Below are 14,732 nucleotides of genomic sequence, written 5' to 3'. Positions count from 1 at the left end.
TGCCCGGCGTCCTTGATCGCACCGCTGCGCTCGCCGGGCATGGCCCGGCGCTACCCACACGGGTCAGCTGTTCTTCTTCGCCGCCATCGCGGCGGCCAGCTCGGCCTTGTATTCCTCGAAGGTCTGGCCCTTCTCCCTGGCCTCGGCCTGCGCGGCATCACGCAGCGCGTCGGAATACATCAGACGCACCGGCGTACCGTTGCGCTCGTGCAGTTCACCGGCCTGCATGATCAACGCCAGCACCTGCGCGGCGCTCTCGCTATGCCCGGCGATACGGCCATCCATGCCCAGCACCCACTCGCCATCGCGGCGCACGACACCTGCCAGCAGCGTGCGCTGCGCATCGCGCAGTTCGGCATGCGGCTCCACCGGCGAAGTCTGGGCAGCGGCCTTGTTGGCAGCCTTCTCTTCCTGGCGGCGGCGCTGGTCGCGACGGGTCTTGGAGGTGGTGGACATGGGGGCGGCATCGCTACGGGGGGGCGCAAGGATAGCGCACCCCGCCCGTTGCGCCGCTTCACGGGTCGCCCGCCACCGCCCCTGCGGCCGGTCAGAGGCCCGTGGCCACGGCCTGCACTGCGCGCTCACGGCGGTGTTCCCAGTACCAGAACACAAACCCGGCGGCGAAGAAGCCGGCCTGGCCCAGCGCCAGATGCAGCGGGCTGGCACTGAGCAGGGGCGACACGACGCCGGCCACCACGGTGCTGACCATCAGCTGCGCGAAGGCCTGCAGCGACGAGGCCAGGCCGCGCTGGTGCGGATACATGTCGAGCACGGCCAGCGCCAGGATCGGGAAGATCAGCGCCATGCCCATGCCGCCCAGGAAAATGGGCAGTACCGCCCACGGCAGCGCGAACTGCGGCGCCAGCACCACGTAGCCGACGTTGAGCAGTGTCGACAGCGCGCACAGGGAGAAGCCGATGGTTACCTGCCGGGTCGGCGTGGTGTGCCCGGCCATGCGCCCGGACAGGAACGCGCCGGCCGTCATGCCACCGATGGTGGGAATGAACAGCCAGGCGAAGTCGCCTTCGCCCAGATGCAGGTGCTGCATCACGAACACCGGCGCGGACGCGATGTACAGGAAAATGCCGCCGAAGCCGATGCTGCCGGCCAGTGCCAGGCGCAGGAAACGCGGGTTGAAGCCGATGCGCACATAGTCACGCAGCAGTGCGCGCGGCGACAGCGGTACCCGCGCCTCCGGCGGATGCGTTTCCGGCAGGAAGCGCGCGGTGGCCACCAGCAGCAGCAGCGAGAACACCACGAGGAACCAGAAGATCAGCGGCCAGCCGGCACCGCTGAGCAGAATCCAGCCACCGATGATCGGGGCGATGGCCGGCGCGATGCCGAACAGCATCGAGACCTGGCTCATCAACCGCTGGGCGTCATGGCCGTGGTACAGGTCACGGATCACCGCGCGGCCGACGATCATGCCCACGCCCGCCGACAGGCCCTGCAGCGCGCGGAACGCCAGCAGGGTCGGCAGATCGGTGGACAGCGCGCAGCCGACCGAGGCCCCGGCAAATACCACCAGGCCGCCGAGGATCACCCGCTTGCGGCCCCAGGCATCGGACAGCGGCCCGTGCGCCAGGCTCATCAGGCCATAGAACAGCAGGTAAACGCTGATGGTCTGCTGGACGGCCACCTCATCCACCGCCAGGCGCTGGGCCAGCTGCGGGAAGGCCGGGAAAATGGTGTCGATGGAGAACGGGCCGAACATGGCCAGGCCCGCGAGCAGCAGGGCCATGCGACGGGTGGACGGAGCAACAGCGGCGGTCATGTGAACGGTGTCCGGCAAGGCCATGCGCGGCACGCACGGCGGGCGCCGGTCCCGCTGCAGCAGGGACGGCGCCAGATGAATTCGGGTATCCGCCCATCATAGGCGGGGAATGCGCCCGATGCCATGCAGCACCGCACAAAACGCACGCCCCGGGCCATCGGCCATTCAGGCGCCGGCCCTGCCCGGGCGGCCCCGGCAGCAGGCCATAACCGGCTATAATCGGCGGGCAACACGGTGGGAGAAGCGGAACACCGCTGCCGAAGGCGCAACGCCCGTAATCGCTCAGGCCCGATACCACCCGCAACACAACTCTGGAGAGACCGGTTCGATCCGGCGCCGAAGGGGCACGAAGCTGCGGCCAGCCGCGCTTCCAAACTCTCAGGCAAAAGGACAGAGGGGCGCCCCGCAGCCCGCCATCCGGCGGCCTGTGCCCGTGCGTGTGCCCTTTCCTGACGGATCCTTCGCCATGTCCCAGAACACCCCTTCCCTGCGTGAGCTCGAGCACCACAGTGCGTTCGTCGAGCGCCATATCGGCCCCAACGACGCCGAGATCGCGCAGATGCTCGACGTCGTCGGCCACGCGTCGCTGGATGCGATGACCGATGCCATCGTGCCGGCCAAGATCAAGTCGCCGGCAGCGCTGGCGCTGCCGGAGTCGATCACCGAAGTGGAGGCGCTGGCGAAGATCCGCGCGATCGCCGACAAGAACACCGTGCTGCGCAGCTTCATCGGCCAGGGGTACTACGGCACCCACACGCCGAACGTGATCCTGCGCAACATCCTGGAAAACCCGGCCTGGTACACCGCCTACACCCCGTACCAGGCAGAGATCTCGCAGGGCCGCATGGAAGCGCTGATCAACTTCCAGACCCTGTGCGCCGACCTGACCGGCATGGAGATCGCCAACGCCTCGCTGCTGGACGAAGCCACCGCAGCGGCCGAAGCGATGACCCTGGCCAAGCGTTCGGCCAAGTCGAAGTCGGACACCTTCTTCGTGCACGATGCCGTGCACCCGCAGACCCTGGAGCTGCTGCGCACCCGCGCCGAGCCCATGGGCATCGTGCTGCGCGTCGGCACCCCGGCCGAAGCGCTGGAAGCGGACAGCTTCGGCGTGCTGCTGCAGTACCCGGATACGTTCGGCCAGGTGGCCGACTACCGGGCACTGGTCGAGGCCGTGCATGCACGCGGCGGCCTGGTCGCCGTGGCCACCGATCTGCTGGCGCTGACCCTGCTCGCCGCACCGGGCGAATGGGGCGCGGACATCGTGGTCGGCAACAGCCAGCGTTTCGGCGTGCCGTTCGGCTTCGGTGGCCCGCACGCGGCGTTCATGGCCTGCCGCGACGCCTACAAGCGCTCGATGCCCGGCCGCCTGATCGGCGTCTCGATCGATGCGCAGGGCAACCCGGCCTACCGCCTGACCCTGCAGACCCGCGAGCAGCATATCCGCCGCGAGAAGGCCACCTCCAACATCTGTACCGCACAGGTCCTGCTGGCGGTGATGGCCTCGATGTACGCCGTCTACCACGGTCCGGAAGGCCTGACCCGCATCGCCCGCCGCACCCACCGCCTGGCCGCGATCCTGGCCGCCGCACTGCGCAAGGCCGGCGTGCAGGTTGCTGGCGACTTCTTCGACACCCTGCACGTCACCGGTGTGCACGCCGATGAGATCCACGCCAAGGCGCGCGCCGCCGGCTACAACCTGCGCGCGATCGACAGCGACTCGGTCGGCATCAGCCTGGACGAGACCGCCACCCGCGCCGATGTGGTTGCGCTGGCCGCCGTCTTCGGTGCCCAAGCCGATGTGGATGCGCTGGATGCCAGCACCGCCGACGCGCTGCCGGCCGGGCTGCTGCGCCAGTCCGCGTTCCTGACCCATCCGGTGTTCAACACGCACCACAGCGAGCACGAACTGCTGCGCTACCTGCGCTCACTGGCCGACAAGGACCTGGCGATGGACCGCACGATGATCCCGCTGGGCTCGTGCACCATGAAGCTCAACGCCACCGCCGAGATGATCCCGGTGACCTGGCCGGAGTTCTCGCAGATCCATCCGCTGGTGCCGGCCGACCAGGCACTGGGCTACAAGGAACTGATCGAGTCGCTGGAAGCGATGCTGGTCGAATGCACCGGCTACGATGCGGTCAGCCTGCAGCCGAACTCGGGTGCACAGGGCGAGTACGCCGGCCTGCTGGCGATCCGCGCCTACCACCGCTCGCGTGGTGAGGAGCATCGCGACATCTGCCTGATTCCGGATTCGGCCCACGGTACCAACCCGGCCTCGGCACAGATGTGCGGCATGAAGGTGGTGGTCACCAAGACCGATGCCAACGGCAATGTCGATGTCGAGGATATCCGCCTCAACGCCGAGAAGTACAGCGACCGCCTGGCCGCGATCATGATGACCTACCCGTCCACGCACGGCGTGTTCGAGGAGGAGGTGGTCGAGATCTGCGAGATCATCCACAAGCACGGCGGCCAGGTGTACACCGACGGTGCCAACATGAACGCCCTGGTCGGCGTGGCCAAGCCGGGCAAGTGGGGTTCGGACGTTTCCCACCTGAACCTGCACAAGACCTTCTGCATCCCGCACGGCGGCGGCGGCCCGGGCGTCGGCCCGTGCGCGGTCAAGGCGCACCTGGCCCCGTTCCTGCCGGGCAAGCTGGGTGACAACGGCCCCGTCGGCATGGTCAGCGCCGCCAGCTTCGGCAGCGCCTCGATCCTGCCGATCAGCTGGATGTACATCGCGATGATGGGCCGCGAGGGCCTGCGCAAGGCGACCCAGGTCGCGCAGCTCAATGCCAACTACATCGCCAAGCGCCTGGCGCCGCACTTCAGGACGCTGTACACCGGCCGCAACGGCCTGGTGGCGCATGAGTGCATCCTCGATGTGCGCCCGCTGGAGAAGAGCAGCGGCATCGGCGCCGAGGACGTGGCCAAGCGCCTGATCGACTTCGGCTTCCACGCGCCGACGCTGAGCTTCCCGGTGGCCGGCACGCTGATGGTCGAGCCCACCGAAAGCGAGTCGCTGCATGAGCTGGACCGCTTCATCGACGCCATGATCCAGATCCGCGAGGAAATCCGTGCGATCGAGGATGGTCGCCTGGACCGCGAGGACAATCCGCTGAAGAACGCGCCGCACACCGCCACCGCGGTGACGGCCAGCGAGTGGACCCACGCCTACCCGCGCGAGCTGGCCGCCTTCCCGCTGCCCAGCCTGAAGCTGCAGAAGTACTGGCCGCCGGTGGCCCGCGTCGACAACGTCTACGGCGACAAGAACGTGATGTGTGCCTGCATCCCGGTCGACGCCTACAAGGACGATGAAGTCGAAGCGTGATTGACGGAACGGCCCGCGCAAGCGGGCCGTTTTCGTTTACGGTAGCGCCGGGCCATGCCCGGCGAGCGCAGCGGCCGGACCGATCACGGATCCGGCATCTGCCCCAGGCTCAACTGCCAGGACACACCGAACCGGTCCTGCACCCAGCCGTAGCGGTTGCTGAAATCGTAGTCGCCCACCGGCATCAGCCAGTGCCCGCCCTCGCCCAGCACGCGCGCCGCGCGCTCGAACTGTTCGGCGCCACCGCACTCGACGAACAGCGAGATCGACGGACTGAAGGTGAAGTCGTGCACATCCAGGCTGTCGAAGCACAGATAGTTGGTGCCGCCGAGCATGAAGGTCGCCTGCCGCACCTGGCCGGGCACTCCCGCCCCTGCGCCGTCGGGATGGCGTTGCAGGGCAAGCAGCCGGAAATCGGCGAACGCCTCGGCGTACAGGGCCAGGGCCGCCTCGGCCTGGCCGGTGAACATCAGGAACGGACGACTGCGCAGCATGGGGTGCTCCAGTTCAGCGGGCCGATGACGGCCCCGCGAACAGGATGGCACGCGGGATGTATGCCCGCTGTAGAGCCGAGCCCACGCTCGGCTGTACGGATCAGGCCTCGCGCATGCGGCGCGCGATGGCACTGCCGGCCGCGATCGTGGCGGTCAGGGCCACCATCGACAGGAACTGCAGGCGCGTATGCGCCTCGCTCAGCAGCAGGCCGAAGATCAGTGCCAGGATCGCCAGGGCGCAGCAGGTCAGCCACGGGAAACCGGCCATGCGGAACGGCAGGCGCGAGCCGAGGCGGTCCGCACGGCGGCGCAGCACCAGTTGAGAAAGCAGCGACAGCGTCCACACCAGCAGGCAGGTCGAGCCGACGATGTTCAGCAGTACCGGCAGCACCTTGTCCGGGAACAGCAGTTCCATCACCGTCGCGGCAAACCCGAACAGCACGCTGGCCAGAACGGCGATCACCGGCACCTGCCGCGGGTCGGTCCAGCCCAGCACGGCCGGTGCCTCGCGGCGCTGCGCCAGCGAATACATCATCCGCGACGCGCCGTAGAGGTTGGCGTTGAGGGCCGACAGCAGGGCGATCACTGCGATCAGCGTGATGGCCGTGCCCGCCCCCGGAATGCGGGCCGCATCCAGCACCGCGGCGAACGGCGACTTCAGCGCGTCGCTGGTCCACGGCACCACCGCGATGATCACGCTCAGCGAGCCGATGTAGAACACCAGGATGCGCCAGGCCACGGTGCGGATGGCGCGGGCGATGCTGCGCTCGGGATCCTCGGTCTCGGCCGCGGCAACGGCCACGATCTCGGTGCCGCCGAAGGCGAACACCACCACCAGCAGGGCTGCGCCGATACCGGCCAGGCCCTGCGGTGCAAAACCGCCGTGTGCGGTGAAGTTGCTCAGTCCCGGAGAGGTCACCCGCGGCAGCCAGCCCATCAGCAGCGCGAAACCGATGGCGATGAACGCCAGGATCGCCACCACCTTGAGAATGGCGAACCAGAACTCGAACTCACCGAAATTCCTGACCCCGAGCAGGTTGATCGCGGTGAAGAACAGCATGAACGCCAGGGCGGCCATCGGCACCGGAATGGCAGGCCAGACCGTGGCCAGCAGGCCCGCCGCTCCCACGGCCTCGGCGGCGATCACGATCACCAGCTGTACCCACCAGAGCCAGCCGACAGTCGCCCCTGCCGTGGCGCCCATGGCGTCGGCGGCATAGACCGAGAACGCGCCGCTGGTCGGCTTGGCCGCCGCCATTTCGCCCAGTGCGTTCATCACGATGATCACCAGTGCGCCGGCCACCAGGTACGACACCAGCACCGCCGGGCCGGCCGCCTGTACGCCCACACCGGAGCCCAGGAACAGGCCCGCGCCGATGGCGCTGCCCAACCCCATCATGATCAGCTGGCGTGGCTTGAGCGAATGGCCCAGGCGGGAGGGCGAGGCAGGCGTAACGGGGCTGGCGGGCATCGGCAGGAGTGGGCGGCGGCTACAGGGGCGTCACCTTACCCTGTCCCGCGCCTGTGGGGATAGGCACAGTGCAGCAGGCCGCTCAGGCCAGCGCCGGCTCGCCGATGCGGGCGCGGTAGGCGCGCGGCGAGAAACCGGTTTCGGCCTTGAACTTGCGGGTGAACGCGCTCTGGTCACTGAACCCGCAGGCCTGGCCGATGCAGGCGATGCTGTCGTCGCCATGCAGCAGATGCATGGCCATCTGGATCCGCAGCCGCGTCAGCACCTGCTGCGGGGTCATCTGGAACACCTTGCGGAAGCTGCGCTCCAGCTTGGACAGCGAGAACCCGGTGATGTCCAGCAATGTCTGCATGCGCACATTCTCGGCGTAATGCGCGTTGAGATGGGCCAGGGCCAGCCGCAGCTGCTCGTACTGGGTGCCCAGGCTATCTTTCTGGCCCAGGTCGCGCGAGATGCCGATCAGGCCCTCGATGCTGCCGTCGACCACCAGCGGCCGCTTGCAGGTCAGGCACCAGCCCGGCTCGCGGTTGGCGAACAGGTGCAGCTCCATCAGGTTCTCGATCACCTCGCCGGACAGCACGCGTGCGTCCTGGTCGACATAGTCCGCACTGAGGCCGGTCGGGTAGATCTCGGCCGCGGTACGCCCGATCACGTCCTTGCGCGCGCGCAGGCCCAGCCGCCGCAGCATGGTCTGGTTGACGTGGGTGTAACGGCCCTGGCGGTCCTTGATGAAGAACAGCACGTCCGGGATGGCGTCGAACAGGGCTTCGATGTCGGCGGGCTCGACTCGCATGCGCCAAGCATAGCCGAGGCGCCCTTGTCCGCGCGATCACCTGCGCGGGACCGGGGCTTAACGTCTGGCGCGCGAGGGTAGAGGTTGACTTCCCGCTACAGGACCTGGACCCATGGCCGCCAGCAAGCCCTCCGGCAAGCGCGCACCCGCCCCCTCCCCCGACCATCGCCGTGGCGACGGCGACGAACTGCACCTGCACGCCGGCGGCACGCACCCCCCGATGACCACGGCCCAGGGCATCCCCGTCGCCGACAACCAGAACTCGCTGCGCCAGGGCCCACGAGGCCCCACCCTGCTGGAGGACTTCATCCTCCGCGAGAAGATCACCCACTTCGACCATGAGCGCATCCCGGAGCGCATCGTGCATGCCCGCGGCAGCGCCGCCCATGGCTATTTCGAACTCACTCACTCGCTGGCCAAGTACACCCGTGCGCGCATCCTTGGCGAAGTCGGAAAGAAGACGCCGGTGTTCACCCGCTTTTCCACGGTGGCCGGCGGTGCCGGGTCGGTCGACACCCCCCGCGACGTGCGGGGTTTCGCGGTGAAGTTCTACACCCCTGAAGGCAACTGGGACCTGGTGGGCAACAACATCCCGGTGTTCTTCATCCAGGACGCAATGAAGTTTCCCGACCTGGTGCATGCGGTGAAGATGGAACCGGACCGCGCGTTCCCGCAGGCAGCGAGCGCGCACGACACGTTCTGGGACTTCATTTCGTTGATGCCCGAATCGATGCACATGATCATGTGGGCGATGAGCGACCGCGCCATTCCACGCTCGCTGCGCATGATCGAAGGCTTCGGCGTGCACAGCTTCCGCCTGTTGAACGAGGCCGGCGACTCCACCTTCGTCAAATTCCACTGGCGGCCGAAGCTGGGCATCCAGTCCACGGTGTGGGACGAGGCGTTGAAGCTGCAGGCCGCGGACAACGATTTCCATCGGCGCGACCTGTTCGAGGCGATCGAGCGTGGCGACTTCCCCGAATGGGAACTGGCCGTGCAGCTGTTCACGGAAGAGGAGGCTGACGCATTTCCGTTCGATCACCTGGACCCGACCAAGATCATTCCCGAATCGCTGGTGCCGCTGAAGGTGATCGGGCGCATGGTGCTGGATCGCTGGCCGGACAACTTCTTCGCCGAAACCGAGCAGGTGGCCTTCTGCCCGGCCAACGTGCCGCCCGGCATCGACTTCAGCAACGACCCGCTGCTGCAGGGCCGGTTGTTCTCCTACCTGGATACCCAGCTGATCCGCCTGGGCGGGCCCAACTTCCACCAGATCCCGGTGAATGCGCCAAAGTGCCCGTTTGCCAACCACCAGCGCGATGGGCATATGCAGATGCAGGTGCCCAAGGGCCGCGTGGCCTACGACCCCAGTTCGCTGGAGGACGACAGCCCGCGCGAGACACCGGCCGGATTCCGCAGCCATGCCAGCGCGGATGATGGCCGCAAGGGGCGCACGCGTGCCGAGAGCTTCGCCGACCATTACAGCCAGGCACGGATGTTCTTCCGCAGCCTGGAAGCACCCGAGCAGGCCCATCTGGCCTCGGCGCTGGTGTTCGAGCTGTCCAAGGTGGAAACGCTGAAGGTGCGGGTGCGTACCGTCAGCCACCTGCGCAACATCGACGAAACCCTCGCGCAGCGGGTGGCAGAGGGACTGGCGCTGCCCGCCCTGCCCGACCCGGCGCCCACTGCTACGCCGGCACAGGACATGCCCCCCGCACCGGAAGTCCGCGTGATTGGCCGCAACAAACCCACCCTGCAAGGGCGCTGCATCGGCATCCTGTTTGATGAAGGCTCCGATGCCGGTGTCATCAGCAGCCTGCGCAAGGCCGCCGAGAAGGCCGGCGCGGCGGTGAAGCTGGTGGCTCCCAAGGTGGGCGGCGCCACCCTGAGCAACGGCAAGCTGCAAGCGGCCGACGGGCAACTGGCGGGGACTCCATCGGCGGTGTTCGATGCGGTCGCGATCGTGCTCAGCGAGGAGGCCGGCAAGCGGCTGTCCAGCGACAGTGCGGGGCTGGAATTTGCCAGCACCGCGTGGGCACACCTGAAGGCCATCGGCAGCGATGAAGGAGGCCGGGTGCTGCTCAAGGCGGCGCGCGTGGGCAAGGATGCAGGCATCGTCGACGCGGGCGATGCCGGCGCTTTCCTCGCCGTCGCCGCCACCCGCCAGTGGGCCCGCGAACCGAAGCTGCGGCAACTGGCCTGACGGCCTCACCCCCATCGCCTGCAAGGAGACGTGTCATGCCCCGTGGAGACAAATCCGCCTATACCGACAAGCAGAAGCGCCAGGCCGAACACATCGAGGAAAGCGAGCGCGAGCGTGGTGCCAGTGAGAGCACCGCCGAGCGCATCGCGTGGGCCACCGTGAACAAGCAGGATGGCGGAGGCAAGCGCAGTGGCAGTGCCCGCAAGGGCGCCAAGAAGACTGCGAAGAAGGCGGCGAAGAAAACTGCGAAGAAGGCGGCGAAGAAGGCACCGGCAAAGAAGGCCGCAACGAAGAGCACTGCGGGAAAAGCACCGGCGAAGAAGGCCGCAAAGAAGACTGCCGCGAAGAAAGCGCCCGCGAAGAAGTCCACCGCCAGCACGCGCAGTGCAGCCGCGAAGAAGGCAGCGGCAACCCGGGCGGCAAAGAAGGCGGCACGCTCGACCGCCGCGAAGAAGGCGGCGCGCACCCGCGCAGGCGGTTGAGATGCACCCGGCAGCGCAGCGGGCACACGATGCCTGCGGCCCTGCACGGTGACGTGGCGCACGCCGGGCAGCATCAGCACCCGGCGGCGCCACGGCTCAGTCAATCGCCGGCCCGGCCCTTGGGCGCGGGTGCCGCCACGGCCACCGCCTGCAGCTTGCGCACCGCAGCGATCGGAATCGCTTCGGCCCGTCGCTGCTGCGGCCACCAGACGAACAGGAATGCGCTGCTGGAGCCCAACAGGCGCGCGGTGCCGGGCAAGGGCCCCGCGTCGCCGTTCAACTGCAGGCGGATCACTTCCCCACGTCCCTCGTTGCGGATCTGCTGCCCACGTACCTGCACGTAGTTGGCCGCGCCGATGGCCATGAACGCGGCCACGGCCAGGGTCATCGCCGTCAGCGGCCGCAGACCTACGCCCTCCCAGCTGGTCAGTACCGAGCGCATGAGCACCGCCCGCCATGCCCAGTTGCGTGCGCGCAGTTGCTCGAGCTTGGCCGCATTGCGCATCCGCAGCGTTTCCGGCCAGCTCACCAGCAGCACCAGCAGCACGCCCGCAGCCAGCAGCAGTGCATAGGCCGGGTCACGCATGCCGGCCACCAGGAAATCGCTGGGCTGCAGGTAATCCAGAATCGACAGCTCGAATCCCCGGTAGAACCAGAAGCTGCACCACAGCCCCAGCAGCGACACCAGCAGGTAGGCGGTGGTGAACAGCAGTGCCGGCTCACGGCGCATGCGGGACAGCGCCTGCATCACTGCCGAGTCATCATCACCACGGGTCAGCGGCAGCATCGACCAGTCGGTCGCTGCTTCCGGCTCCGGTGGCGCCGCAGTCACCTCGATGCCCTGCACCCGCGGCACATCGCCATAGGTCCCTTCCGGTTCCCTGTTGTCCATGCCCGCTCCCCTTTTCAGCGAGCATCGCCGAAAAAGGTGGCGCGCGGTAGACCACCGGCCTGCGGCATACTCCACGGTGCCGCAGGGCGCAGAGGGGAGGAAAGGGCCATGAAACGATGGACTGGCATGTTGGGGCTGCTGGCGTGGCTCTGCGCCGCGTCACCGGCCGTTTCCGGCAATGCGCGGGCTCCCGCCGCGCCAGCGGACGATGTGGGTACCGCGCAGGCCGTCGCACAGGCTGAAGCGCGTGGCCGGCAGATGTTCGAGCACGACCTGGCGGCCGAGCGCGCAACTGACGCCCTGCTCGAACAGGACATGCGCGGCGACACCCGGGTAAGGGGCTGGATAACCGAACAGCGCGGCAGCCACTACGAAGTCAGCATGATCGGCGACGGCGCAGTGGTCCTGTATAGGGCCGCCACCGACGCGCAGGGAAGGATGACCGGCGCAACCGAGACTCTGGATGTTCCAGCGGCGCCAACGACCTACCAGGCCGGCGCTGCCGCCGCACGGGCGCTGGCGTTGAACAGCGCCTTCGACGCCTGCGCGCAGACCTACAACAGCGTGGTTCTTCCGGCGCCCGGTACGGCCGCCGATGCGTGGACGGTCTACCTGCTGCCCGCCACCACCGATCCTGCCGTAGTTCCGCTGGGCGGCACGCATCGTCTCGACATCGCCCACGGTCGGATCGTCTCCCGCCGCGCCTTCACCCACAGCTGCATCCAGCTGAAGCGTGCGCCACCCGGTGCGGCGATGTTCATCACCCATCTGCAGGACCCGACACCGACCGAGATCCATGTGTTCTGGAGCCTGTGGGCCCGCTCGCCGCTGTACGTCTCCACGGGTAAGGACGTGATCTGGAAGATCGAGGACGGCCGCATCCGCCGCATGCAGGACTGACCGGCCACCACGCGCGAACACGTGGCGGCCCGTGCCTTCAGGCGGCTGCCGACGGTCAGGCCGCGCGTGCTGCCACCGTGCGGACTGCACCGCTCTGCTCGATATGGAACACCGCGACCGACGCGGTCAGCGTATTGGCCTGCTCTTCCAGCGCGCGGCTGGCGGCAGTGGCTTCTTCCACCAGTGCGGCATTCTGCTGGGTCACCTGATCCATCTGCACCACCACCTGATTGACCTGTTCGATGCCGGCCGCCTGTTCCTTGCTCGCCGCAGCGATGTCACTCATCAGCTGGTTGGTGCGTGCGCTGGCCTGTGCCAAGCGGGCAATGGCCGCTTCCGACTCGACCGTGACCGCCAGACCGCTCTGCACCTTGCCTGCCGCCTCTTCGATGAGTTCCTTGATCTCCTTGGCGGCGATGCCCGCACGCTGCGCCAGCGTGCGCACTTCACTGGCGACCACGGCAAAGCCGCGGCCCTGCTCACCCGCGCGGGCAGCTTCCACCGCAGCGTTCAAGGCCAGGATGTTGGTCTGGAAGGCGATGCCATCGATGACCGTGGAGATTTCCGAGATGCGCGCCGAGGACTGATCGATCTCTCCCATCACAGATGCCATCTGTGCCATTGCCTGTTCGGTGGCCCGCACCGCCGCGCCGGCAGCGTGTGCCTCGCTGTCGGCCTGGCGGGCCAGCTCGGCATTCTGGCGGACGGTCGAGGTGAGTTCTTCCATCGATGCCGCCGCTTCTTCCAGGTTGGCGGCCTGCTGTTCGGTACGGCGGGACAGGTCGCTGTTGCCGGCGGCGAGCTCCTGCGCGGCATTGTTGATGCTGTCGGCAGCGTCCTGGATGCCGCGCACGATGCCGGTCAGCTGGGCCGTGGTGGTGTTGGCATCGTCGCGCATGCGGGCGAACACGCCGTCGTAGTGACCGTCCATGCGCGCAGTGAGGTCGCCCCCGGAGACCGCGCGCAGCACATCGGAGACGTCGGCGATGCTGGCCTGCGAACTGGCCATCATGCCGTTGAGCTGCTCGACCATCGCCCTGAACTGATACTGGAACGCACTGGCATCCCCACGCACGCTGAAATCTCCGGCGCGCGCCGCGCGGACCAGGTCGTCAATCTGGGTGTTGACTGCCAGCAGGCTCTGTTTCACTGCGGCCAGGGTGCGGGTCAGCGTACCCTTCTCGCCGGGATAGTCCGGAAGGTCGCGGCTGAGGTCGCCGATGGCATAGCGCTGCATGACCTCGGCCATCAGCAGTTCCACCTGCACGTGTGATTCCACCAGGCTGTTGGTGGCCTGCACCATGCGCCCGAAATCGCCCGGAAACGCGCTGGCGTCCATGCGGTAGCGGATCGCACCCGCCTCGTGCTGCTCGGCCATGTGCATCTGCGCCCCGATGGCGGCCTGCACGCTCTGCCGCACGCTGGCCATCGCCTCGCCCAGCCGGGTCAACTCGTCACGGCCGCCGAGGCGGAATTCCTGGTCCAGCTGGCCCTTGGACAGGCGCTCGGCCAGGTTCACCGCGCGTGCCAGCGGACCGGTCAGGCTGCGACCGATCATCACCGAGGCGGCAATGCCGACCAGCAGGGCCACGCCTCCCAGCACCAGCAACTGCAGCAGACTGCGTTCACCCAGGCGGATCGCCTCGGCGGCGGCCTCGCGGCTTTCCTTCTCTTCGAAGTCGACTCCCTCGGACAACGCCTTGTTCCAGCCGTTGGCCGCTTCCTGCACCGGCCCCAGGGTCAGTGCCACGGCAGCGGGGTAGTCGCCCTGCTCCATCAGTTCGCTGGTCTGCTTGTTGAGCGGGCGCGCAAGGGCGCGCTTGGCCGCGATGGTTTCAGCGATGGCCTTGCCCTCTGCATCGCCCGGCAGTGCCTGATAGGCGGACCAATCCGCCTCGTAGCGCTTGACCAGGTCGGCAATGCGCTTCTCGTCGCTGCCGCGGTCTTCGCCCTGGCGGATCAGCATTTCGCGACGCACTACCATCATCTGGTTGTTGGCATCGAGCATCTGCGACAGCAGGCGTACCTTGGCCACACTGACGTCGACCACCTGCTGCATCGCGCGCTTCTGCACGGCACTGGCGGTGGCGCCGGTGGCCACCACGGCCGCGACCAGCAGCAGCAACAGGCCAAAGCCCAGCCCAAGACGCCAGGCAACCCTGACATTCCTCAAGTAATCCATGGGTACATCCAAAACGGGGGGATGCGCCCGTATCGGCCGCGCCACCGGCAATCTTGATCGGCAACAAGCACGGGCGTCGGCAGCCGTTCACCTTGGTGAGGCCCCGCCCCGTACTTCTGCGACAAGGGCCTGAGCCACGCCGGGGCTGCCCTGCTCATGCCGGCATCAGGTTGCTTTCACGGAGGCTGCGCAGCCTCTGCGGGCAGG

11 protein-coding genes and 1 riboswitch are annotated in these 14,732 nt (G+C 67.8%); of the genes, 4 read left to right on the top strand and 7 right to left on the bottom strand.

The genetic code is table 11. From position 1 onward, the window contains the following. Positions 1-63 precede the first annotated feature (63 nt). Positions 64-456 (bottom strand): hypothetical protein, encoded by a 393-nt coding sequence (locus ACVOJ1_RS13355; RefSeq protein WP_053519021.1) that lies wholly within the window; start codon positions 454-456, stop codon positions 64-66. Between the two features lie 91 nt (positions 457-547). Next, on the bottom strand, positions 548-1,774 hold the full coding sequence (locus tag ACVOJ1_RS13350) for a multidrug effflux MFS transporter (RefSeq protein ID WP_346480534.1): 1,227 nt from the start codon (positions 1,772-1,774) through the stop codon (positions 548-550). A 301-nt stretch (positions 1,775-2,075) separates the two neighbouring features. Beyond that, positions 2,076-2,178, top strand: a riboswitch (glycine riboswitch). Between the two features lie 62 nt (positions 2,179-2,240). Between ACVOJ1_RS13350 and gcvP the strand changes: the two genes are divergently transcribed. Next, complete coding sequence (gene gcvP / locus ACVOJ1_RS13345; protein WP_065174824.1) at positions 2,241-5,108, top strand: aminomethyl-transferring glycine dehydrogenase; 2,868 nt, start codon at positions 2,241-2,243, stop codon at positions 5,106-5,108. Positions 5,109-5,191: 83 nt separating this feature from the next. Here gcvP and ACVOJ1_RS13340 read toward each other — a convergent pair whose 3' ends face one another. The 3 genes from ACVOJ1_RS13340 to ACVOJ1_RS13330 all read right to left on the bottom strand — a co-directional run bounded on the left by ACVOJ1_RS13340 (position 5,192) and on the right by ACVOJ1_RS13330 (position 7,866). Continuing rightward, positions 5,192-5,602: a VOC family protein gene (locus tag ACVOJ1_RS13340; protein ID WP_053519027.1), complete on the bottom strand. Its 411-nt coding sequence runs from the start codon at positions 5,600-5,602 to the stop codon at positions 5,192-5,194. Between the two features lie 100 nt (positions 5,603-5,702). After that, the gene (locus ACVOJ1_RS13335) at positions 5,703-7,073 is read right to left on the bottom strand and encodes an amino acid permease (RefSeq protein ID WP_346480533.1); all 1,371 of its coding nucleotides are present in this window, start codon (positions 7,071-7,073) and stop codon (positions 5,703-5,705) included. An 82-nt stretch (positions 7,074-7,155) separates the two neighbouring features. Beyond that, positions 7,156-7,866, bottom strand: coding sequence for an AraC family transcriptional regulator (locus ACVOJ1_RS13330; protein WP_053519032.1), 711 nt, complete (start codon positions 7,864-7,866; stop codon positions 7,156-7,158). 112 nt (positions 7,867-7,978) lie between these two features. Here ACVOJ1_RS13330 and ACVOJ1_RS13325 point away from each other — a divergent pair, with 112 nt between their 5' ends. Together ACVOJ1_RS13325 and ACVOJ1_RS13320 are read left to right on the top strand one after the other, a co-directional pair. Then, complete coding sequence (locus ACVOJ1_RS13325; protein ID WP_065182651.1) at positions 7,979-10,069, top strand: catalase; 2,091 nt, start codon at positions 7,979-7,981, stop codon at positions 10,067-10,069. 35 nt (positions 10,070-10,104) lie between these two features. After that, positions 10,105-10,551, top strand: a complete 447-nt coding sequence (locus ACVOJ1_RS13320; RefSeq protein WP_346480532.1) for a hypothetical protein — start codon at positions 10,105-10,107, stop codon at positions 10,549-10,551. Positions 10,552-10,651: 100 nt separating this feature from the next. Here the strand turns inward: ACVOJ1_RS13320 and ACVOJ1_RS13315 are convergent, their stop codons facing one another. Beyond that, positions 10,652-11,443: a hypothetical protein gene (locus ACVOJ1_RS13315; RefSeq protein WP_346480531.1), complete on the bottom strand. Its 792-nt coding sequence runs from the start codon at positions 11,441-11,443 to the stop codon at positions 10,652-10,654. Positions 11,444-11,551: 108 nt separating this feature from the next. Between ACVOJ1_RS13315 and ACVOJ1_RS13310 the strand changes: the two genes are divergently transcribed. Then, positions 11,552-12,343, top strand: a complete 792-nt coding sequence (locus ACVOJ1_RS13310; RefSeq protein WP_346480530.1) for a hypothetical protein — start codon at positions 11,552-11,554, stop codon at positions 12,341-12,343. Positions 12,344-12,398: 55 nt separating this feature from the next. Here ACVOJ1_RS13310 and ACVOJ1_RS13305 read toward each other — a convergent pair whose 3' ends face one another. After that, positions 12,399-14,525 (bottom strand): methyl-accepting chemotaxis protein, encoded by a 2,127-nt coding sequence (locus ACVOJ1_RS13305; RefSeq protein ID WP_346480529.1) that lies wholly within the window; start codon positions 14,523-14,525, stop codon positions 12,399-12,401. Positions 14,526-14,732 lie beyond the last annotated feature (207 nt).

The sequence above is a fragment of the Stenotrophomonas sp. STEN225 genome (genome assembly GCF_056756445.1).
Note: the sequence above shows the minus strand (reverse complement) of the source record. Positions and strands in the feature narration are given on the sequence as shown.

Coding starts and splice junctions, on each gene's coding strand:
- ACVOJ1_RS13325 (WP_065182651.1), top strand. CDS start 7,979: ATGGCCGCCAGCAAGCCCTCCGGCAAGCGCGCACCCGCCCCCTCCCCC.
- ACVOJ1_RS13305 (WP_346480529.1), bottom strand. CDS start 14,525: ATGGATTACTTGAGGAATGTCAGGGTTGCCTGGCGTCTTGGGCTGGGC.
- ACVOJ1_RS13320 (WP_346480532.1), top strand. CDS start 10,105: ATGCCCCGTGGAGACAAATCCGCCTATACCGACAAGCAGAAGCGCCAG.
- ACVOJ1_RS13355 (WP_053519021.1), bottom strand. CDS start 456: ATGTCCACCACCTCCAAGACCCGTCGCGACCAGCGCCGCCGCCAGGAA.
- ACVOJ1_RS13350 (WP_346480534.1), bottom strand. CDS start 1,774: ATGACCGCCGCTGTTGCTCCGTCCACCCGTCGCATGGCCCTGCTGCTC.
- ACVOJ1_RS13340 (WP_053519027.1), bottom strand. CDS start 5,602: ATGCTGCGCAGTCGTCCGTTCCTGATGTTCACCGGCCAGGCCGAGGCG.
- ACVOJ1_RS13335 (WP_346480533.1), bottom strand. CDS start 7,073: ATGCCCGCCAGCCCCGTTACGCCTGCCTCGCCCTCCCGCCTGGGCCAT.
- ACVOJ1_RS13330 (WP_053519032.1), bottom strand. CDS start 7,866: ATGCGAGTCGAGCCCGCCGACATCGAAGCCCTGTTCGACGCCATCCCG.
- gcvP (WP_065174824.1), top strand. CDS start 2,241: ATGTCCCAGAACACCCCTTCCCTGCGTGAGCTCGAGCACCACAGTGCG.
- ACVOJ1_RS13315 (WP_346480531.1), bottom strand. CDS start 11,443: ATGGACAACAGGGAACCGGAAGGGACCTATGGCGATGTGCCGCGGGTG.
- ACVOJ1_RS13310 (WP_346480530.1), top strand. CDS start 11,552: ATGAAACGATGGACTGGCATGTTGGGGCTGCTGGCGTGGCTCTGCGCC.